Source organism: Aeromonas sp. R6-2, from assembly GCF_040908155.1.
Lineage (GTDB): Bacteria > Pseudomonadota > Gammaproteobacteria > Enterobacterales > Aeromonadaceae > Aeromonas > Aeromonas schubertii.
The window spans coordinates 15007-34743 of the sequence record NZ_JBFODE010000028.1 but is presented as its reverse complement, the minus strand read 5'-3'; the positions used below and the strand labels follow the sequence as shown (position 1 = coordinate 34743).

Annotated in this window: 16 protein-coding genes and 2 tRNA genes; 6 read left to right on the top strand and 12 right to left on the bottom strand. The window is 62.9% G+C overall.

Annotation, left to right across the window (positions count from 1 at the left end):
• Positions 1 to 165: 165 nt before the first annotated feature.
• A tRNA-Phe gene (locus AB5Y48_RS04280) sits at positions 166 to 241 on the top strand.
• 7 nt (positions 242 to 248) lie between these two features.
• Positions 249 to 324 (top strand) — tRNA-Asn (locus AB5Y48_RS04275).
• A gap of 307 nt (positions 325 to 631) precedes the next feature.
• Here AB5Y48_RS04275 and AB5Y48_RS04270 read toward each other — a convergent pair.
• Entirely contained in the window at positions 632 to 1165 is a 534-nt protein-coding gene (locus AB5Y48_RS04270; RefSeq protein ID WP_050667578.1) for a TIGR00645 family protein, read from the bottom strand.
• A gap of 135 nt (positions 1166 to 1300) precedes the next feature.
• Here AB5Y48_RS04270 and AB5Y48_RS04265 point away from each other — a divergent pair, with 135 nt between their 5' ends.
• Entirely contained in the window at positions 1301 to 2566 is a 1266-nt protein-coding gene (locus AB5Y48_RS04265; RefSeq protein ID WP_368163818.1) for an alpha/beta fold hydrolase, read from the top strand.
• Positions 2567 to 2642: 76 nt separating this feature from the next.
• Positions 2643 to 6215, top strand: coding sequence for an ATP-binding cassette domain-containing protein (locus AB5Y48_RS04260; protein ID WP_368163817.1), 3573 nt, complete (start codon positions 2643 to 2645; stop codon positions 6213 to 6215).
• On the opposite strand, the gene AB5Y48_RS04255 is transcribed toward AB5Y48_RS04260, so the two are convergent.
• The 5 genes from AB5Y48_RS04255 to trmB all read right to left on the bottom strand — a co-directional run bounded on the left by AB5Y48_RS04255 (position 6212) and on the right by trmB (position 11373).
• Positions 6212 to 7819 carry a methyl-accepting chemotaxis protein gene (locus tag AB5Y48_RS04255; protein ID WP_368163816.1) on the bottom strand — a complete coding sequence of 536 codons (1608 nt, stop codon included), beginning with the start codon at positions 7817 to 7819 and terminating at the stop codon, positions 6212 to 6214. The two genes, AB5Y48_RS04260 and AB5Y48_RS04255, sit on opposite strands and share 4 nt — an antisense overlap.
• A 183-nt stretch (positions 7820 to 8002) precedes the next feature.
• Positions 8003 to 9301: a rhodanese-like domain-containing protein gene (locus AB5Y48_RS04250; RefSeq protein WP_368163854.1), complete on the bottom strand. Its 1299-nt coding sequence runs from the start codon at positions 9299 to 9301 to the stop codon at positions 8003 to 8005.
• A gap of 28 nt (positions 9302 to 9329) precedes the next feature.
• Positions 9330 to 10244, bottom strand: a complete 915-nt coding sequence (gene glsB / locus AB5Y48_RS04245) for a glutaminase B (RefSeq protein WP_368163815.1) — start codon at positions 10242 to 10244, stop codon at positions 9330 to 9332.
• A 65-nt stretch (positions 10245 to 10309) separates the two neighbouring features.
• Positions 10310 to 10642, bottom strand: a complete 333-nt coding sequence (locus tag AB5Y48_RS04240) for a YggL family protein (RefSeq protein WP_050667170.1) — start codon at positions 10640 to 10642, stop codon at positions 10310 to 10312.
• A 17-nt stretch (positions 10643 to 10659) separates the two neighbouring features.
• Positions 10660 to 11373: a tRNA (guanosine(46)-N7)-methyltransferase TrmB gene (gene trmB / locus AB5Y48_RS04235; protein WP_368163814.1), complete on the bottom strand. Its 714-nt coding sequence runs from the start codon at positions 11371 to 11373 to the stop codon at positions 10660 to 10662.
• Between the two features lie 347 nt (positions 11374 to 11720).
• On the opposite strand from trmB, the gene AB5Y48_RS04230 reads away from it, so the two are divergent.
• Positions 11721 to 12788, top strand: coding sequence for a M28 family metallopeptidase (locus tag AB5Y48_RS04230; RefSeq protein ID WP_224163591.1), 1068 nt, complete (start codon positions 11721 to 11723; stop codon positions 12786 to 12788).
• Positions 12789 to 12958: 170 nt separating this feature from the next.
• Positions 12959 to 14140 (top strand): PLP-dependent aminotransferase family protein, encoded by a 1182-nt coding sequence (locus tag AB5Y48_RS04225; RefSeq protein WP_060587640.1) that lies wholly within the window; start codon positions 12959 to 12961, stop codon positions 14138 to 14140.
• A gap of 84 nt (positions 14141 to 14224) precedes the next feature.
• On the opposite strand, the gene ilvN is transcribed toward AB5Y48_RS04225, so the two are convergent.
• From ilvN to AB5Y48_RS04195, 6 genes are all read right to left on the bottom strand, one after another.
• Positions 14225 to 14719 (bottom strand): acetolactate synthase small subunit, encoded by a 495-nt coding sequence (gene ilvN, locus AB5Y48_RS04220; protein WP_050667174.1) that lies wholly within the window; start codon positions 14717 to 14719, stop codon positions 14225 to 14227.
• 91 nt (positions 14720 to 14810) lie between these two features.
• Positions 14811 to 16529 carry an acetolactate synthase 3 large subunit gene (locus AB5Y48_RS04215; RefSeq protein ID WP_050667175.1) on the bottom strand — a complete coding sequence of 573 codons (1719 nt, stop codon included), beginning with the start codon at positions 16527 to 16529 and terminating at the stop codon, positions 14811 to 14813.
• 360 nt (positions 16530 to 16889) lie between these two features.
• Positions 16890 to 17051 carry a hypothetical protein gene (locus AB5Y48_RS04210; protein WP_136614369.1) on the bottom strand — a complete coding sequence of 54 codons (162 nt, stop codon included), beginning with the start codon at positions 17049 to 17051 and terminating at the stop codon, positions 16890 to 16892.
• Positions 17052 to 17093: 42 nt separating this feature from the next.
• Positions 17094 to 18200: an MJ1255/VC2487 family glycosyltransferase gene (locus tag AB5Y48_RS04205; RefSeq protein ID WP_060588341.1), complete on the bottom strand. Its 1107-nt coding sequence runs from the start codon at positions 18198 to 18200 to the stop codon at positions 17094 to 17096.
• On the bottom strand, positions 18200 to 18700 hold the full coding sequence (locus AB5Y48_RS04200) for a phosphatase PAP2 family protein (protein ID WP_136614370.1): 501 nt from the start codon (positions 18698 to 18700) through the stop codon (positions 18200 to 18202). The genes AB5Y48_RS04205 and AB5Y48_RS04200 overlap by 1 nt, the downstream gene beginning before the upstream one ends.
• Before the next feature lie 104 nt (positions 18701 to 18804).
• The gene (locus AB5Y48_RS04195; protein WP_050667177.1) at positions 18805 to 19431 is read right to left on the bottom strand and encodes a TetR/AcrR family transcriptional regulator; all 627 of its coding nucleotides are present in this window, start codon (positions 19429 to 19431) and stop codon (positions 18805 to 18807) included.
• Between the last annotated feature and the right edge of the window lie 306 nt (positions 19432 to 19737).

The following is a 19737-nucleotide window of genomic DNA, read 5'->3' as shown; positions in this document are numbered from 1 at the left end:
CACTCCCCGGGGAGTGGCATCTCTGTTTGGGAAGCGGGTCTATGGGGGATATCTGCATGGTTTCTCGACGAACGGGATAAAAAAACAGCGAACGAATCGAAACGACGAGAAAAGTGCATCTCGCGGTTGACACTCAAAGGCATACGGGGTTTAATGCGCGCCGTTGCCCAGATAGCTCAGTCGGTAGAGCAGGGGATTGAAAATCCCCGTGTCGGCGGTTCGATTCCGTCTCTGGGCACCAAGACTCTTCCTCCGTAGTTCAGTCGGTAGAACGGCGGACTGTTAATCCGTATGTCACTGGTTCGAGTCCAGTCGGAGGAGCCAAATTTGAAAAGCCCGCTCAACAGAGCGGGCTTTTTGTTTTTCCGGCGCCGAGCACGAAAAAGGCCCGCGTCGCGGGCCCTCTCTCAATATACATTGGCAACGGCATGGAGCATGCACGGCCCCACACAGGGAAGAAAAAAGCAACATGCCACATCCCAACACGGTGGCCGGAGAGACCCTCCACCCCCTGTGAACACCTCGCCTGCGACTCACTCTCATGACCACTCCCGCAACCCCACTCCCTGTGGGGGTGCGGCATGATGCTGCGGTCTGACAGGTTAGTCAATTGGTAGCCAGTGCCTTATTGTCAGTGTTCCTGATGTTGTGTCAGCAGCTTGTCGGTAAAGGCGATGGCGGCCGCCGACAGCAGGAAGGCCAGGTGAATGAAGAGCTGCCACTTGATGGTGTGCTCGTCGAGCCGGCTGGCGTTGATAAAGGTCTGCAACAAGTGGATCGACGAGATGCTGATGATGGCCATGGAGAGCTTCACCTTGAGCACAGAGGCATTGACGTGACCGAGCCACTCGGGCTGATCCGGATGATTCTGGATGCGCAGCCGTGACACGAAGGTTTCATAGCCCCCGACAGTCACCATCAGCAGCAGATTGGCGATCATCACCACATCGATCAGCGCCAGCACCGAGAGCATGATTTCGGTCTCGGTCAGCCGGGTCAGGTTGTGCAGCAACTCCCACAGGGAGGCGAGGAACTTCCAGGCATAGACCCCCTGCACCACGATCAATCCCAGATAGATGGGCAGCTGTAGCCAGCGGCTCCAGAAGATCACTCGCCCCAAACGGCTTCCCTGCATCGCAACACCGGCTACTTCTTCTCTACTCATTACCCAACCTCTCACTCGAATCAGTCGTCCCTAGATAGAGGTGAACCCTACCCTATTCAAGGGTTTATTAACAATCCGGTGACCCCGCCCTAGCCTCCCGCTATCATGACGCCTTTCCCTTGCCAGGATGCATCCATGACCCCCTACCAGCTCGACGGCATGTACTGCCAGCCCATGACCCTTGAGGTTCCCCTCGACCACACCAAACCGGACGGGGCGCAGCTCACCCTGTTCGCCCGCACTCTGGTGGACGCGCAGCGGCGCGACGAGGATCTGCCCTGGCTGCTGTTCCTGCAAGGGGGGCCGGGCTTCGGAGCGCCGCGTCCGACTGCCCGCAGCGGCTGGATCAAACGGGCGCTGCAGGAGTTTCGGGTGGTGCTGCTCGATCAGCGCGGCACCGGCAGCTCCATGGCGGTGAGCGCCCGAGGGCTCGCCCACCTCAGCGTGGAGGAGCAGGCCGAGTACCTGAGCCATTTTCGCGCCGACAGCATAGTACGCGACGCCGAGTGGCTGCGCGCAAGGCTCAGCCCCGACCGTCCCTGGAGCCTGCTTGGTCAGAGCTTCGGCGGTTTTTGCTGCCTCACCTACCTCTCCCTCTTCCCCGAGGCTCTGCATGAGGTCTACATCACGGGCGGGATCCCGCCCGTGGGGCGCAGCGCCGACGAGGTCTACGAGGCCACCCTGCGCCGGGTGGCCGACAAGCAGGCAGCCCTGTGCGCGCGCTTCCCGGCCATGCAGGGGATGCTGGATCGCCTCGCCGGGCATCTCTATCACCACGACGTGCGCCTGCCGAACGGTCAGCGCCTGACGGTGGAGCAGTTCCAGCAGCAGGGGCTGGATCTCGGCGCCAGCGGCGGCCCCGAGTCCCTCTACTTCCTGCTCGAGGGGGCCTTCGACGGGGAGCGCCTCAGTGACGCCTTCCTCTATCAGCTGCAGGGGATGCAGCCGTTCAACGGTCACCCCATCTTCGCCATCCTGCACGAGGCCATCTACGCCGAAGGGGTCGCCACCGGCTGGGCGGCAGAGCGGGTGCGCGGCCGTCACCCCGAGCTCGACTGGGCGCCGGGCAAGCCGCTGCACTTCACCGGCGAGATGATCTACCCCTGGATGTTCGAGCAGTTTCGCGAGCTGCTGCCCCTGCGCGCGGCGGCCCAGCGGCTCGCCATGAAGAGCGACTGGGGCCCCCTCTACGACCGGGCGCGCCTGGCCGCCAACCGGGTGCCGGTCGCCTGCGCCGTCTACGCCGACGACATGTATGTGGAGTTCGACTACAGCCGCGACACCCTCAAGGGCCTTGGCAACAGCCGCGCCTGGATCACCAACGAGTACGAGCACAACGGCATCCGCGCCGACGGTGAGCGCATCCTGGATCGCCTCATCACGCTCAATCGCGACCGTTGATCGGGAGCCAGAAAGCCCCGATAGTAGAGGGCCGCCCACGGAAGAGGCGGCCCAAGACAACGACAAGGAAGCAAACGTGAACCACCCGGAACGCTCGGCCTCCTGGCTGAGCCGCCTGCTCTATCGCTGGGCGCACCCCCTGGTGCAGAAGGGCTATCAGCCCGGCGCCGTCAGCCAGGACGATCTCTATCCCCTGCTCCCCCAGGATCGCCGCGGCCACCGTGCCGACGCCTTTCTCGCCCTCACCGCCCGCCCCGGCACCAGCGCCTGGGGACTGTGCCGTTTCGCTCTCGGTACCGTGCGCCGCCGCTTCCTGCTCGGCACCCTGTTGCAGGGACTGGCGGTGCTCGCCAGCCTCGCCAGCCCTTGGCTGCTCAACCGGGCCATGACGGATCTGGGCGGTACGGCCCCCCTGTGGGAGAATCTCGGGCTCGCCCTGGCGCTCACCCTGAGCGTGCTGGCGAGTGGCCTGCTGGCCGAGCACGCCCTGCAGCTTGCCCTCAAGTCCCACATTCCGCTGCGCCGCCTCTTCACCGAGGCCCTGCTTGCCAAGGTGCTGCGCATCGGCGGCAAGGCGTTCGACGACCGTGCCGGAGGCCGGGTACAGAATCTTATCAACAAGGATGTGTGGGATGTCTCCTGGATGCTGGCCGAGCCCCTCAGTCTGCTGTTCACCCTGCTCCAGCTGATCGGCACCGTCGCCCTGCTGGTGTGGCAAGTGGGCGAGGCCGGGCTGGTCGGCTGCGCCATGCTGGCCCTGCTGCTGATCGGCTCCTCCGAGCTGGTGCGCCGCATGAACCGTCAGGAGAGGGTGCTCAAGCAGCGTCAGGATGAGCGCAACGGCATCCTGGCCGAGTACATCAAGAAACTGCGGCTGGTGCGCCAGAATGGTCTCGGCCCCTTCTTCATCCGCCGCGCCGAGGCACGCCGTGCCGAGGAACTCACCAGCCTGCGCCGCATCCTGCGCCTCGATGCCCTCCACGACACACTGAGCCACGGTGCCGCCCTGCTGGTGACCCTGGCCACCTTCGCCACCTATCTGCTGGCGGGGCAGGCCCTCACCATGCCCCAGGTATTCACCACCATTGCCCTGTTCGCCGTACTGCGCATGCCCATGATGCGCCTGCCCCATCAGGTGCGCCTGGCGATTAACTTCAACACCGCCATCCGCCGCGTCACCGACTTCCTCGACACCCCGGAGCAGCACAGGGTGCTCGATGACCCCGCCCTGCCCACCGGGGCCCTGGTGCTCGAAGGGGTCGGAGTGCGTCACCAGGATCGCACCGTACTTCAGAACGTTGACCTGCGGGTCCCCCCCGGAGAGATCATCGGCATCACGGGGGAAACCGGCAGCGGCAAGAGCTGCCTGTTGCACCTCATCGCCGGCTTCGACGACGACTTCTCCGGCTCCCTGCGCCGCGCCGGCCAGGTAGGACTGCTGGGACACAAGCCCTGGCTGATGAACGATACCCTGCGCAACAACATACTGTTCGGCCAACCCTGGAACGAGGCGCGCTACCAGTGGGTACTGGGGGCCAGCGCCCTCGAGACCGACCTCGCCCTGCTCGCCCACGGTGACCAGACCCTGGTGGGCGAACTCGGCACCCGCCTCTCGGGCGGCCAACAGCAACGGGTGGCCCTGGCCCGTGCCCTCTACACCCGGGCCGACATCCTGCTGCTCGACAACCCCCTGTCGGCCCTCGATCCCCTGGTGGCCGAGCAGGTGCTGGCGCGCGGCCTCACCTTCCGCCCCGGGCCGACCCGACTGCTGGTGAGCCACGATCCCCGAGTGCTGGCCCGTTGCGACCGGGTCTTCGCGGTGCGTGGCTGCGCCCTGGTCCCGCTGCCCCGCGAGCAGGTGGATGAGCTGCCCCTGCCCCCCTCCCTCCCCCCGACGGCCCGTGCCGACGAGGCAGAGCAATTCAGTGACGAGACGGTGGCCCAGGGGGGCGTCGACTGGGGGCTGCTCGGCTTCTTGTGGCGCCAGGTGGCGGCACCGGCCATGGTGCTCGGGGTGGTGCTACTCACCGTGCTGCAGGAGGGGCTGCGTATCGGCTCGGACCTCTGGCTCGGCAGCCAGGGGGCACGTGACGCCGCTACCCTGCTGACCGGCTATGCCCTGCTCGGTGGCGGAGCCCTGCTGGCCCTGGCCCTGGGCCGGGTACTCGACTACCGGCTCGCGCTGCGGCTCGCCTGGCGCCTCTTTCAGGGCATGTTGGGGAGGATCTCGCGTGCCCCCATGGCCTTCTTCGACAAGGTGCCCCAGGGGCGCATCCTCAACCGCTTCGACCACGATCTTGGGGAGGCCCAGGAGGCCCTCATCTCCATGATGACGGCCCTGCTCGCCATGGGAGTGACCATAGTGCTGCAGATGGGGGTGATCGGCAGCCAGATGCCCCTGCTGCTGCCCCTGTTCGCCCTGCTGGCTCTGGCACTCTACCGGCTACAGCGTGGCTATCGCCGGGTTCAGCTCAAGCTGCGCCGCTACTCGTCGGTGCTGCGCTCCCCCCTCTATGTGGCCATCGGTGAAACCATTCGTGGTGCCCCCTCCCTGCGCCTGGCGGGGGCCGAGCGCTTCGCCCTGGACCAGGTGCTGACCCACTTCGACCGTAACCTGCAGAGCTGGTACACCACCACCTCCATCAACCGCTGGCTCGGCATCCATCAAACCCTGGTCTCGGCCAGCCTGGTGGGTAGCGTGGCGCTGCTGGTCGCCTTCGGTGCCAGCCCCCTCATCGGTGGCCTCGCCATCACCTATGCCTTCACCACCTCGAGCATGCTCAATGCCCTGATCCGCACCCTGGCGGAGGTAGAACAGGTAATGAATGCGGTGGAGCGGGTGCGCGAGTACAGCGAGATAGAGACCGAGCGGGCGGGCGGTGAACTCCTCACCGAACCCCATCCGGTGGTGCGCTTCGAAGGGGTGGGGCTGCGCTACCCCGAGGCGCCCCAATGGGCCCTGCGCGAGGTGAGTTTCACCCTGGGACGCGGGGAGAAAGTGGGCGTGTGCGGGCGCACCGGCGCCGGCAAGAGCTCCCTGCTCGGCCTGCTGCAGGCCATGTACCCGGCCGCCGAGGGAGAGATACTGTTCGCCGGACACCCCTTGTCACGGCTCGACCCTGAGGCGGTGCGCTCCCTCTTCGACACCGTCTCCCAGACCCCGCTTACCTTCTTCGGCTCCCTGCGCGAAAACCTGGCCCCCCTCGGCGGGCAGGAGGAGGCCACTCTGCTCGCGGCACTGGATCGGGTCGGTCTGGCCGATCGCTGCCTGGGGCAGCTGGACCAGCCCCTCGACGCCCTGCAGCTGTCGGCCGGTGAGACCCAACTGCTGGTGCTGGCGCGTATCCTGCTTTCACGCCGCCCCCTGATCGTGCTCGACGAGGCCACCTCGGATCTCGATCCCCAGGCCATGGCACGCGCCGCCGAGCTGCTCTACCGCTGGCGCGGCGAGGCAAGCTTCCTGGTGATCGCCCACCACCTGGCCCCCCTGCTGGCCATGGACAGGGTCATCGTCATGGAGGCGGGCCGGGTGGTGGAGCAGGGCTCACCGGTGGCCCTGCTGGCCAACCCGAGCTCCCGCTTCGCCCGCCTCTTTGCCACCCAGCAAGAGGCGGCCACCACGGCCCTCTCTCGCGGGCAGGCCTGCTAGCAGTGGAACTGGCCGACCTTGGCCTTGAGCCCGGCGGCCAGATCCTCCAGCTCGCTGCTGCGCCCCATCAGGGTATCCGCCGACGCATTGGTCTCACTGGCAATGTGGGAGATGTTGGAGACATTGCGGGAGATCTCTTCGGCCACCTTGCTCTGCTCTTCGGCCGCCGTGGCGATGTGGGTGTTCATCTCGCTAATGAGATCCACGGCCCCCACTATCTCTTCCAGCGCCGAGCCGCACTGGCGGACCGTCTCAGTGGTCTGATCGACCATGGCCAGCCCCTGCTGCATGCTCTCCGCCGCCTGGCTTGCCCCCTGCTGCAACTTGTCGATGGTCTGGGCAATTTCGCTGGTGGAGTTCTGGGTACGCTGGGCCAGGGTGCGCACCTCATCGGCCACCACCGCAAAGCCACGCCCCTGATCCCCGGCCCGAGCGGCCTCGATGGCGGCGTTGAGAGCCAGCAGGTTGGTCTGCTCGGCGATGCCGCGGATCACATCCATCACGCTGCTGATATCGTTGCTGGCGTTGGTGAGCTGGGTAATGAGGTCGGCCGTGCTGCGGATCTGACTTGAGAGGGTCTCGGAGCCCTTGATCGCCTCGCGCACCACACTCTGACCGCGGCGGGCACTCTGATCCGCCCGGGCGGCGGCATCGGCTGCGCTGGTCGAGCTGTGGGCCACCTCGGAGACGGTGGCACTCATCTGATTCATGGCCGTCGCACTCTGTTCGGTCTCGGCCTGCTGGCGATTCATCAGGTTACGGCTCTCTCCCGACAGGGTCGAGAGGGCCCGCGCCGAGTCGGCCAGGGTGCGGGTCATGCCCGAGATCTCCCCTATGGTCAGGCGAAACTGCTGGCTTACCCCGTTGAGCCCCCTGGCCAGAGAGCCCAGCTCATCCTGCCGTACTATGGGGATCTGCTGACTCAGATCCAGATCCCGCTCCATCCTGGAGAGGCCACTGGCCATCAGGGCAAGGGGCTGGCTGACACTGCGCCCGATCCAGAGCCCAACCAACACCAGCGCCACCATGGCGGCACCTCCCAATACCATCAGCAGACCCAATCTGGCGCTCTTGAGGCCATTGAGAGCGGCCATACTGCGCTCTGCGGAGAGAAGTTGGTACTCCACCAGGTTACTCACCGCCGTGCTGAAGGGATCGACCGTGTTATAGAGGGGCATGATATAGGGGGCAAGCTCTCCCGGCTTGATGCCATCGAGCACAGCCACAATGCGATCGACCTCCCGATCGGCCGGGGTCAACAACCGCTCCACCTCATCGGCGAGCCGGTTCTCCTCATCGGACATAGAGGCACTGCGGTAGGTGCGCCAGATGGTTTGCGTCTGGCTGCGGGCATCGAGCATCCCCTGGCGAGCCTCAACGCCGGTCATGCCTCCCACATTGGTCTTGTTGGCCGCGTCTATGATGTTGACGGCGTAGAGATCGGCGATCTGTTTGAGCTCCTTGAGCTGGACCACCTCCCCCTGATACATGGCGTTCATACCATCCATCATTCGGTTGGCCAGGTGAAATGCCCCCATCATCAGGGCGGCCAGTACCAAGAGGGGCAAGATGATCCCCAGCCCCAGTTTCTGCCTTATCGACATGATGCGCTCCTTGCGACAACCCGGTTTCGAGAGGAGCACTCTGCATATCACACGCCACACCGTTAACACTGCCGCTCGAAGCGAGGTCGATAGCCAATCGGTGCATTCTGCATCGCAGAATGAGGAGACCCTGTTGAGAAAGACGCAAAAAAAGAGGCCGAACATGGGTTCGGCCTCTGTCTCTCACCCCGGTTGACGCTCACCGGTCACGACGGGGTTTTTGGGGTCAGCGCTCCATTCGTACCAGCCCCCGTCATAGACGCTGATGCGTCGCCAGTCCATCAGCCAGGCGTAGAAGAAGGCCTCGGAGGCACGCCAGCCGGTACCGCAGTAGAAGGCCGCCTGCTTGTCGGCCGTGATCCCCCACTGCTGCCACATGGCCAGGAGCTGGCTGGCATCCTTCATGGTGCCATCCGGGTTGTGGTAGTCACTCATGTCGTTGGCATCGGCTCCCGCATGACCCCACTTGGCGCCGGGGATCTCTCCCTTGGGCTCGATATAGCTGTAACCCGAGGTCTCACCGATAAACTCGGGCCAGCTGCGCACGCTGACCAGAGCCCCATCCTTGGCAGCCAGCACCTGCTTGGCGCCAGGTACGTCGGTCAGGTACTCGGGATGCAGGGGGATCTTGACCCCGAACGCCTTGGCCGCCGGATAATCGTGGGGCAAGCCGGTCTCGGTCGGCAGCATCCGCATATATTGGTTGGTCCAGGCGTTAAAACCGCCGTCGAGCAGACGAACATCCTTGACCCCGGCATAGAGCATCAGATGCGCCGCACGGGCTGCCGCCATGGTATTGCGGCTGTAGAGGATGACGGTGGTGTCGTGACGGATTCCCTTCTCCAGCAGCAGCTTCTCGAGCTTGTCGTCAGAGACCTTGTTCCACAGGGGCTCGGCCTCGAGACCGTTGGTATCGATGTAACCTGCACCGGGAATATGGCCGATGAGAAATGCCTTGGGGGCACCCCAGTCCACCTCAAACAGGCGCCACTCCCCCTTGGGAGCGGCAACCACCTTTTCGCCCTTGCGCAGCGCCTCCAGCCACTGGGGATACACCAGCTGCTGCCAGCGCGGCAGGCGCTCGAGGGGTGCCTTCTGCCAGTCGCTCAGCTCATAGAGCTGGGTGAAGCCGTGCTGCTTCTCCAGCATCATGGCGATCTCGGCCACCTGACGCTTGTCGCCGTAGAGGGCGACCGGCTTGTTCTTGTCGAGCCCCTTCTCGGCCAGGAGACGGGGCCACTGATCCTCGGGGATCTTCCAGTCACCGGAGAGGTTGACGGCCCCCTTCACATGGCCCCCCACCTGCTCACCCGCTGCCGGCCAGCCCTGATAGAGGTTGCTGGGACGCACATCTATGATGCCCGCGCCCCTGGTGTGTGCCTCTTGATAGCTCAGGGTGAGCAGCTCACCGGCCAGGGCTCCTGCACTCCAGGCCAGGCCGGCGCAGAGCAGGGTTGTCAGACGAACCAGGTTTATCTTCATCATGCAGTTTCCGTTGAATGACGTTAAATCAGAAAATCGAGCGCCCCAGCCGTTCGGCCAAGCACTCCAGTGCCGCCGTTCCCGCCAGGGAGTTGCCCGCCTTGTTAAGCTCGGGAGACCAGACACAGACCGACAGCTCACCCGGGATCACGGCGACGATACCACCACCGACCCCCGATTTGCCCGGCATCCCCACCCGGTAGGCAAAATCCCCCGCCTCGTCATAGAGGCCGCAGGTCGCCAGCAGGGCATTGACCTGCTTGGTGGTTCGCGGAGCCAGCAGAGCCTGGCCATCGAGGGGGGTTCCCCGATTGGCCAGATAGACGAAGGCGCGAGCAAGATCGACACAGCTCATGCGGATCGCACAGGCATTGAAGTAGCTCTGCAGCACCTTGTCCACCTCATTGTGGAAGTTGCCATAGGCCTTCATCAGATAGGCAATGGCCGAATTGCGGGCCGAGTGCTGATACTCGGAGCGGGAGACCACCGCATCGGCAATGATGGCGGGGTTACCAGCCAGCCGGCGGGCCAGCTCCAGGGTGCGTTGACGCGGCGCCGTGAGACGGGTCTCGAGCAGATCGCTCACCACCAGAGCCCCGGCGTTGATAAAGGGGTTGCGGGGAATACCCTGCTCGAACTCGAGCTGGACCAGGGAGTTGAAAGGCTGTCCCGAAGGCTCCTTGCCGACCCGGCTCCAGATCTCCTCCTCCTCATAGAGGGTGAGGGCCAGCGTCAGGCTGAGCACTTTCGAGATACTCTGGATCGAGAAGGGTTCGGTGGCATCCCCGGCTGTGTAGAGGGTGCCGTCCACGGTACAGACAGCGATACCGAGGCGATCGGCCGGCACCTGGGCCAGGGCCGGAATATAGTCGGCCACCCGCCCCTCACCGAGCAGGGGTCGCACCTCGCTCAATATCGAGTCGAGCAGGGCATCTGAAAGCATGGAATCTCCCTTTCTTGCCAGACAAAAATCCCGCCGATGGCGGGATTTTTCAGGGCGATAGCGGCTTAGGCCGGTTCGCCATACCAGAGGTCGAACAGGGAAGAGGCGGCGACTTGCTCCATCCCCTTGCCCTTGAGCCAGCCCTCGACGAGCTGACGATCTTCATCGGTACACTTGCCGATGGCCTGGGTGCAGATCATCCCCTCCCAGGAGAGGTGGCCGGAGCCCGCGAAGGCCAGCTTGCGCGGCTCGATCACCTCATCGATGAAGGCGTCGACCAGGGCATCGATCTGCGCCTCGGACGTGCCGACCGGGAAGGCCCAGTTGAGGTCAAAGCCCAGCTCCTGGAACTCGTCTACCCGCAGTTTCTTGCGCAGACGACGGCTACGATTGGCCATGAGAGATCTCCTGCTAGTTAGTTGATACGTTTGAAAATCAGATCCCAGACACCGTGGCCAAGGCGATGGCCGCGCTGCTCGAACTTGGTCAGCGGGCGCCACTCGGGACGCTCCACCCAGTTGCCGGTGGTGGAGGTGTTCTCATACCCCTCGGCGGCGCTCATCACCTCGAGCATGTGCTCGGCATAGTTCTCCCAGTCGGTGGCCATGTGGAAGACGCCACCGACGGCGATCTTCTGGCGGATCTTCTGGGCAAACTCCGGCTGTACGATACGGCGCTTGTGGTGACGCTTCTTGTGCCAGGGATCCGGGAAGAAGAGTTGCAGGCAGGCGAGAGAGGCGTCCGGGATCATCAGGTCCAGCACCTCGATGGCGTCGTGGCAGAAGACACGCAGGTTGGTGACACCCGCCTCTTCGGCGGCGCTCAGACAGGCGCCGACTCCCGGGGTGTGTACCTCGATGCCGATGAAGTTCTTCTCAGGGGCATGCTTGGCCATCTCGACCAGGGAGGCGCCCATGCCGAAGCCGATCTCCAGTACCACAGGAGCCTCGCGGCCGAAGAGGGTGGTCAGATCCAGCTTGGCCGGGGCGAAGTCGACCCCCATGACGGGCCACAGGTCGGCCAGGGCCTTCTCCTGACCCTTGGTCAGGCGGCCTTCACGACGGACGAAGCTGCGCACCTTGCGCATGAACTTGCCGTCTTCATTGAACTCGTCTTGGGTTACTGACATAGGGGAACTCTTCGCTTTGGATTAACACAGTCAAACAGGGTAGCGAATTATCCCAAGAAAGCCCGGGAGTGCAACTGTTTCGCACACTTTCTCTGCGTAAATAGCCCCCCTCTGTTCCCCCCTGCATATTCTCCCACCAGAACGACCCCATGCCGGTGCAAGCCCCGCGACACCCCACACGAAAAGACTCGATAAACAAAAATATTGAATTTTAATTCACCCAAGAGTTACTCTCGGCAGGCTAAAAATATGAAAACAGCGGTCAGATCACACACATATGACTGATTATTGGGCAATGTGTCGATGTTTTACCCAGTACTCCTCAATAATAAAGAAAGGAAGCGAAAATGAATAAGACCGTGCTAGCCCTGCTGCTCTCTACCCTGTTGCCGGGATGCAATGAATCCGCCAATGACTCCCAACCCCCCGCTCCCGGCGTCAAGGCCTATGACTACCTGATCGAGTTGAGCTCCGGCACCCAGGGGATCGGTGCCCGGCCGACCGGTAGCACCGCCGAGACCCGGGCCGCCAACTGGCTCGCCGACAAGTTGATCGGCTGGGGCTATGATGTGACCCGTCAACCCTTCACCTACCAGAAGAAAGGGGTCGAGATGCGTTCGGAAAACCTCTCGGTGGTGATCCCGGGCAAGAGCGATCGGATCATCGTCGTCGGTGCTCACTACGACAGCACGGGAGAGACGAAGGGATCGGAGGGGGCAACCGACAACGGTGCCGGCGTCACCGCGCTGCTGGCCACTGCCGAAGCACTCAAGGGACAGACCCTCCCCTATACGGTGCGCATTCTCTTCTTCGGAGCCGAAGAGAATGGCCTCAACGGCTCCAAGGCCTATGTGGCCACCCTGACCAACGACGAGGTGAGCCGGATCAAGGCCATGGTCAACTACGACACCATCGCCGGCGGCGATATCCTCTACGTCCACTCCGCCCACTCCGACGTGGCCGAATACGAGTGCGCCGATCCGGGCCGCTACAGCTTCGATCCCAAGGTGCGCGATCGCCTGCTGGCCCTCTCCGCGACCGGTGGCATGGATGCCTACCAGCTGCACCCGGCCTTCCCCGGCTACCCCCAAGGGGAGACAGGGGGCTGGTCCGATCATGCCGGCTTCGCCTGCCTCGGTATTCCGGTTGCCTATGTGGAGGCCACCAACTTCACCATCAACGGGCATGACGGCTATGACGGCTACTCCCAGACCACCAATCCAGCGCTGTGGGACTGCTACGACCCGGCCACCACAAGCGCCTGCGATCGCACCGCCGAGACCCAGTGGGGCAAGATATGGCATACCCAGTACGATCGTCTCGACAAGATGGATGAGCTGTTCCCCGGCCGGGTGCAGAAGCAGATCGCCGATGGCACAGAGCTGCTGCTGCGCTATCTGAAGGCGCCGGAATAGGGGTGAGAAAAAAGCGACAAATGGCGCCCTCATGGGCATAAAATTCGGGCAGGATTTCTCCTGCCCGTTTTTATTCTCACCGCTTGCCGGTTGCCTCATTTTTTAAATCTGCTACAAACGGATAACCTGGTGGCCAAATGGAGTGGCTGCCCCATGCAGAGAGAGACCCAATGCAACCGTTTTTTGCCCAACGCTTCGAGAAGGTCGAGCCCTCCTTCATCCGCGAGATCCTCAAAGTAGCGACCCGTCCCGAGATCATCTCGTTTGCCGGCGGCCTGCCCAATCCGAACCTGTTTCCGGTCAAGGAGATCGAAGAGGCCTGCCAGGCTGTGCTGCAGGAGCAGGGAGCCGCAGCCCTGCAATATGCCACCACCGAGGGCTATGCCCCCCTGCGCCACTACATCGCCGACCGCTACCTGAGCCGTTATGGCATGCAGGTGGATCCGGACAACATCCTCATCACCAGTGGCTCCCAGCAGGCCTTGGATCTGCTTGGCAAGGTGCTGGTCGATGAGGGACAAGATCTCATCATCGAGGAGCCCGGCTACCTCGGCGCCATCCAGGCCTTCTCGGTCTATCAACCGGTGTTCCGTCCCATCACCCTGGGTGAGGAGGGGCTGGATCTCGCCGCCCTCGACGCCCTGCTGGCGAGCGGTACCTCGGCCCGTATCCTGTATGGGGTGCCCAACTTCCAGAATCCGTCCGGGGTGAGCTACAGCCCGGCCAACCGGGTGGCGGTCGCCGAGCGTCTGGTGCGCCACGATCTGCTGATGGTGGAAGACGACCCTTACGGCGAGCTGCGCTTCGAGGGGGAGCTGGTCGATCCCATCGCCAAACTGGCACCGGACAATACCGTGTTGCTGGGCTCCTTCTCCAAGACGGTCGTGCCCGCCTTCCGCCTCGGCTGGATGGTGGTACCAAGCTGGCTGCGCAAGAAGGTGACCATCGCCAAGCAAGCCACCGATCTGCACAGCAATGCCTTCAGCCAACAGGTGTTGCACCGCTTCCTCACCACTCACTCTCTCGATGCACATCTGGAGAAGATCAAGGCCGTCTACGGCCGTCAGCGCGCCGCCATGGAGGCCTCGCTGGCCCGCCACTGTCCGCCCGGCGTACGCTGGACCCGACCCGAGGGAGGCATGTTCCTCTGGCTGACCCTGCCCGAGTCGGTCTGTGCCATGACCCTCTTCGATCTGGCCATCGAGGAGAAGGTGGCCTTCGTGCCGGGGGCCCCCTTCTACGTGCGTCCCGAGATCAAGAACACCTTGCGTCTGAGCTTCTCCTGCGTCGATGAGGCCACCATCGAAGAGGGAGTACAGCGACTGGCGCGAGCCCTGCGCAAGGTGCTGTAACACCGCATGAAAAGGTGCTGTAACACCAGATGAAATAAGAGAGGGGGCCAGTGGCCCCCTCTTCTATTTCGACCTGCCTGGCAGTCAGGCCCGTAACGCCTTCTCCGCACGGGCGATGCCACACACGCCGGAGCGCACCACCTCGACGATCTCGTTGGTCTGGGCCGCCGTCTTGATGAAGGCATCCAGCTTCTCGCTGGTCCCCACCAACTGCACCGTGTAGAGCTCGGGAGTGACATCGACGATCTGGCCACGGAAGATATCCGCCAGACGCTTGAGCTCGTCACGACCCGCCCCGGTGGCGCGCGCCTTGATGAGCGCCAGCTCCCGTTCGATATGCTCCCCTTCGGTGATATCGGAGACCTTGAGCACATCCACCAGCTTGTGCAACTGCTTGTTGATCTGCTCGAGTACCCGCTCGTCGCCCATGGTCACTATGGTCATGCGCGACAGGGTGGGATCCTCGGTCGGCGCCACCGTCAGGGTCTCGATGTTGTAGCCACGCTGGGAGAAGAGGCCTACCACCCGGCTCAGGGCGCCGGACTCGTTCTCCAGCAGTACCGATATGATGTGTCTCATCAGCTCCTCTCCGTCTTGCTTAGCCACATTTCGTCATAGATGGAGCCAAACTTGATCTCCATGGATTCGACCGGAAAAGTGTGCCCCATTGTCAGGTCCTCTCCGTCTTGCTCAGCCACATTTCATCCATGGCGCCAAACTTGATCTGCATGGGGTAGACATGCTCGTCCGGATCGACCGAGATATCCATAAACACCAGGCGATCCTTGAGGGCGAACGCCCGCTCCATGGCCCCCTCCAGCTCGGCCGGATCGCTCACTGCGATGCCCACATGACCATAGGCCTCGGCCAGCTTGACGAAGTCGGGCAGGGATTCCATGTAGGAGTGGCTGTGACGGCCGCCGTAGAACATCTTCTGCCACTGCTTGACCATGCCCAACGCACGGTTGTTGATGGAGATGATCTTGATGGGGATGCCGTATTGCAGGCAGGTCGAGAGCTCCTGAATGTTCATCTGCACCGAGCCATCACCGGTGACGCAGCAGACCACCGCATCCGGGTTGGCGAACTGGGCACCCATGGCGGCCGGAATACCAAAGCCCATGGTGCCGAGGCCACCCGAGTTGATCCACTGGCGCGGCTTGGCAAACGGGTAGTAAAGCGCGGCAAACATCTGGTGTTGACCCACGTCGGAGGCGACGAAGGCCTCACCCCGGGTCACCTTGTAGAGGGTCTCGATTACCTGCTGCGGCTTGATCATGCTCTCGCTACGCTGGTAGCCCAGGCACTTGCGCTCGCGCCACTGATTGATCTGGCTCCACCACTCATCCAGCGCCTGCTTGTCGTTGTCAAAGCCGTTCTCGGCGATGGCCTCGAGCATCTGCTCGAGCACCGTCTCCACCGAGCCGACGATGGGGATGTGTGCCTGCACCGTCTTGGAGATGGAGGTGGGATCGATGTCGATATGAACCACGGTAGCGTGGGGGCAGAACTTGGCCACGTTGTTGGTCACCCGGTCATCGAAGCGCGCCCCGACCGCCAGGATCAGGTCCGAGTGATGCATGCTCTTGTTTGCTTCGAAGGTACCGTGCATGCCGAGCATGCCGATAAACTGCGGGTGGGTACCCGGGAAGGCGCCCAGCCCCATCAGAGTGGTGGTCACCGGCAGGTTGAACAGCTCGGCCAGCCTGGTCACCAGACCATCGGCGTTGGCGGCGATAGCCCCGCCCCCCACATACATGACCGGGCGGGTCGCCTCGGCCAGGGCCTTGGCGGCCCGCTTAATCTGTCCCTTGTGCCCCGCCTTGGTGGGGTTGTAGGAACGCATGTAGACCGACTCGGGATACTGGTAGGGGAATTTCTCCTTCGGATTTTGCACATCCTTGGGGAGATCCACCACCACGGGCCCCGGGCGGCCACTGGCAGCGATGAAATAAGCCTTCTTGATGGCCTCGGGGATATCGGTCGCCTTCTTGCACAGGAAGCTGTGCTTCACCACGGGACGGGAGATGCCGATCATGTCGGTCTCCTGAAAAGCATCTTCACCGATCATGCCGGTCGGCACCTGGCCAGAGAGGATCACCAGGGGGATAGAGTCCATGTAGGCGGTGGCAATCCCCGTGATGCAGTTGGTGGCACCGGGACCCGAGGTCACCAGCACGGTCCCCACCTGGCCGGTAGAGCGGGCATAGCCATCGGCCATGTGCACGGCCGCCTGCTCATGGCGTACCAGCACGTGTTCGATCTTGCTGTTTTCGAAGAGAGCGTCGTAGATGTCGAGCACCGAGCCACCGGGGTAGCCAAATATGTGCTCAACCCCCTGATCCTCCAGCGCACGAACCACCATCTGGGCGCCTGATAACATCTCCATGATAAAGCCCTCCAGGCTTTGCTCCGTTTTAGCAATGGATACCGGCCCCTGCGGCTTCCCGGCACGCTCTCATCCCCGGCCAGCAGGGACAAGAACGAGTGCAGGAGACGGTACTGTCTTCTCGATTCTGTTCACACCCTCGTAAAAGGGTTGAAAAACCAACTTAACCCGCCGCCTGGGCCTTGTCCATGAGTTTATGGTGACGGGGGTAGTCAGATCTGTTGGCGATTGCCACTATTTCAGAGAGCTGGCGGGATAGTTTGCGATGAAACTGCCATTTTAGCGGAGGCTGTCAGCATTTATATCTAACACTGGTGGACTAAATGGAGCGCCCGGCGAAGCCGGGCGCGAGGAAGAGATCTATTTCTGCCGCCCCTGCTCATCGGGCTCGGCCAACCAGATCTGCTGCTCGGGATCGGTCTCTTCGCTGACCGAGATGCTGATCCCCATGTCCAGCAGCTCCTTGAGGGTGAGGTTGTCGGCCAGGGTCATGGACTCGCCGTGTTCATTGGTAAAGCGCATGGTTATCACTCCTTGATTGCCGCCGTGGCTCCTCAAGCTTAGTCAATGGCCACGCTCGGTCGCCAGCCAACCGGCCCCGCTCCCCTCCTTCGCCCCCAGCTCACACAATCGCTCACTCACCTCTTCAGGAAACTGGGTCTGCAACCACAGGCGTCGGGAGAGGCTCTCCAGTGGCTCACTGGCGCCGGCCACCAGCCACTGCGTCAGCGCCTGGGCCACGTTTGGCCAGACGACCCTGCCTGCCCCCTCCTCGTCGAGCCAGCGGCGCAAGGTGTTGGCATCCAGGCTGTCCATCAGAGTAGCCAATCCCATCAGGGCCAGGCTGCGGCCGTTGGTCAGTTGTTCAAACTGCCCCCGCAGGGGTTTGACCAAGAGCTTCTTGCCCAGGGAGAGCGCCTCGCTGGCCAACTCGAAACCGGCGTTGCTGATGACGCCCCGACACCCTCTGAGGGCATCGATGAATCCCTGCCGACAGGGGGGACGAAACTCGATGTTGCGCCACTGACAGGGTGTCTGAACCTCGGGGTGAAAACAGACGAAGCGATGCAGGGTAAAACGGGAGAGCAGCCCCTGGATCTGCGCCACCCCCTCGAAGGGGAGGTAAACCAGCAGGGTGCCATTATCCGGCGACGGCTGTAACGCATCTATGATGGGGGGCAGCAGGGGTGCGCCGAAGTGGAACCAGTGTAAACCGATCTGACGCTGCACCGGGGCAAAGTGGCGCATCAGCCAGCGATTGAAGCCATTCTCCCCCCAGCGTGGCACCGGCCACTCGAAGCTGGCCTGATGGCTGATCCCGAGAGTGGGGCAACCGGCTCGCCTGGCCGCATAGGCCGTCAGGGGCTCGAAGTCGCTGATCACCAGATCGTAGCCACGGCAGTCGATGGCCGAGAGATCATTCCAAAAACGCATGGGATGACTGGCGGTCAGCGTTCGCCAGGGGGAGATGCGCCCCTCATGGCTGACGAAGGTCAGCCCGGCAAAGGCGCGGTAGTCACCGAAGGCCTCCATGTCGAAATAGCCTTCGGGCTCTCGCCCACTCAGCAGATAGTCCACCTGGACGCCGGAGCCCGCCAGGGCCCGGGCCAGAGTGCGGGAGCGTGCGATATGGCCGTTCCCCGTTCCCTGTACACCGAAGAGGATACGCATCATGCCCACTCCAGTGCGAGCCGGGCGCATCCGGTGCCAAGCAGGGCGCCGGCCAGCAGATCGCTCGGGTAGTGTACCCCCAGCAGCAGCCGTGAGGCCCCGACCAGCGCCGCCCATAGCAGCAAGGGGAGCAGCAGCACGGGATAAAGGCTCCCCAGCACCACGGCCACCAGAAAAGCGGCGGCAGTGTGGCCCGAAGGAAGGCTGTAACGATCGGAGGGGGTAATAAACACCGGCAGACCGGCCGGGCGCCGGCGCCGGATCAGGTTCTTGAGGAGCAGATAGCAGGGCAGCTCAAGGGCGAAGGCAAGCAGCAGCACCCTCACCCAGTGCCAGTGGCTCTCCATGTCGCTCCACAGCGCCGCGGCCGCTACCAGCGCATAGAGTGGACCATCGCCGGTGCGTGACACCAGCCGGCTGATCCGGGCCTGTACCCGATTGTAGGAGTGAGTGAGACAGAGGCGGCTGACCCGCTCGTCCCAGCGTTGTACCCGATTCATGTCCAGCCCTCCCTGCCGATGATGAGTGCAGCATGGCGAGCGCAGATGACAGTTCGTTGAAGAGGGGGTAACAGAATGATGAAAGGGCCCGCAGGCCCTTTCGCTTAATGAGCGGCGGCGCCGCGTAGCCCCGAGGAGATGAGGCGGCAGTTGTGCTGGGCCAGGCGGGACATGAAGCCCTCATCCATGGTGACCCCAAACACCTTCTCATACATCTCGCGCATCATCAGCGGTTGCCACATCAGGTTCAGGAACGAGAGGCGCAGCAGGGTCGGATCCAGGGTCTGATCCAGTTCACCCTTGGCCTCCATCTGCTCGATGAGCTGATCGAACTGGGGCAGTTGACGACTGATAAGCTGGTTAAGCACAAATTCCCGGCCCGGGCTGCTCTCGGCGGCCAGCGCACTGGTGAGTGTGGTATTGAGCTCCCCCTCCGGCCCCATCACCTGATAGTGGGTAGCCACCAGCTCCTCGAGGGAGCGTTGGCTGCACTCATCCCGCCACACCTGATCGAGCGGCTCGGTCAGCTCACCCAGTACGGCCTGGTAGAGCCCCTCCTTGCTGCCGAAGTAGTAGTGGATCATGGCCAGGTTGGAGCCAGCCAGCTCGGCGATCTCACGGGTAGTCACCTTGCTGTAGGGATTCATGCGAAAGCATTCACGGGCAGCAGACAGCAACTTGTCGCGGATGTCAGAACGTCCGACCGGACGTCCGGGTCTACGTTTTTCCATCGTGGAACCTCGATTTTTCTGGAAAGGGCTGCACCAGTCGTTCCGGTTACGGGCGCGCTGAGGGGCAGCAGGAATGGCCGAATAATCGTGGTAACACCGTCGATGGAACAAGAAAATTTGCACTCCTTTACAATCCGATTAAATAAGTTGCCTGGTCCGCGCTGAGGGATAGCGGTTGACACGGCGCCCTATTCCCGATATTGCTAAAAGCGTTTTCGACCAAGGATTGAAGCCGTGATGCGTATTGCCACCCCGCTACTACTAATTTCCCTAATCGCGTTCATTCGCGCGGGATCCTTGTAGCCG

What these genes read in the sequence shown, in the direction of transcription:
- AB5Y48_RS04230 (WP_224163591.1), top strand. Translation starts at nt 11,721, where the DNA reads ATGAATAAGACCGTGCTAGCCCTGCTGCTCTCTACCCTGTTGCCGGGA.
- AB5Y48_RS04265 (WP_368163818.1), top strand. Translation starts at nt 1,301, where the DNA reads ATGACCCCCTACCAGCTCGACGGCATGTACTGCCAGCCCATGACCCTT.
- AB5Y48_RS04270 (WP_050667578.1), bottom strand. Translation starts at nt 1,165, where the DNA reads ATGAGTAGAGAAGAAGTAGCCGGTGTTGCGATGCAGGGAAGCCGTTTG.
- AB5Y48_RS04200 (WP_136614370.1), bottom strand. Translation starts at nt 18,700, where the DNA reads ATGAATCGGGTACAACGCTGGGACGAGCGGGTCAGCCGCCTCTGTCTC.
- trmB (WP_368163814.1), bottom strand. Translation starts at nt 11,373, where the DNA reads ATGTCAGTAACCCAAGACGAGTTCAATGAAGACGGCAAGTTCATGCGC.
- AB5Y48_RS04225 (WP_060587640.1), top strand. Translation starts at nt 12,959, where the DNA reads ATGCAACCGTTTTTTGCCCAACGCTTCGAGAAGGTCGAGCCCTCCTTC.
- AB5Y48_RS04240 (WP_050667170.1), bottom strand. Translation starts at nt 10,642, where the DNA reads ATGGCCAATCGTAGCCGTCGTCTGCGCAAGAAACTGCGGGTAGACGAG.
- ilvN (WP_050667174.1), bottom strand. Translation starts at nt 14,719, where the DNA reads ATGAGACACATCATATCGGTACTGCTGGAGAACGAGTCCGGCGCCCTG.
- AB5Y48_RS04205 (WP_060588341.1), bottom strand. Translation starts at nt 18,200, where the DNA reads ATGCGTATCCTCTTCGGTGTACAGGGAACGGGGAACGGCCATATCGCA.
- glsB (WP_368163815.1), bottom strand. Translation starts at nt 10,244, where the DNA reads ATGCTTTCAGATGCCCTGCTCGACTCGATATTGAGCGAGGTGCGACCC.
- AB5Y48_RS04195 (WP_050667177.1), bottom strand. Translation starts at nt 19,431, where the DNA reads ATGGAAAAACGTAGACCCGGACGTCCGGTCGGACGTTCTGACATCCGC.
- AB5Y48_RS04250 (WP_368163854.1), bottom strand. Translation starts at nt 9,301, where the DNA reads ATGAAGATAAACCTGGTTCGTCTGACAACCCTGCTCTGCGCCGGCCTG.
- AB5Y48_RS04215 (WP_050667175.1), bottom strand. Translation starts at nt 16,529, where the DNA reads ATGGAGATGTTATCAGGCGCCCAGATGGTGGTTCGTGCGCTGGAGGAT.
- AB5Y48_RS04255 (WP_368163816.1), bottom strand. Translation starts at nt 7,819, where the DNA reads ATGTCGATAAGGCAGAAACTGGGGCTGGGGATCATCTTGCCCCTCTTG.
- AB5Y48_RS04210 (WP_136614369.1), bottom strand. Translation starts at nt 17,051, where the DNA reads ATGCGCTTTACCAATGAACACGGCGAGTCCATGACCCTGGCCGACAAC.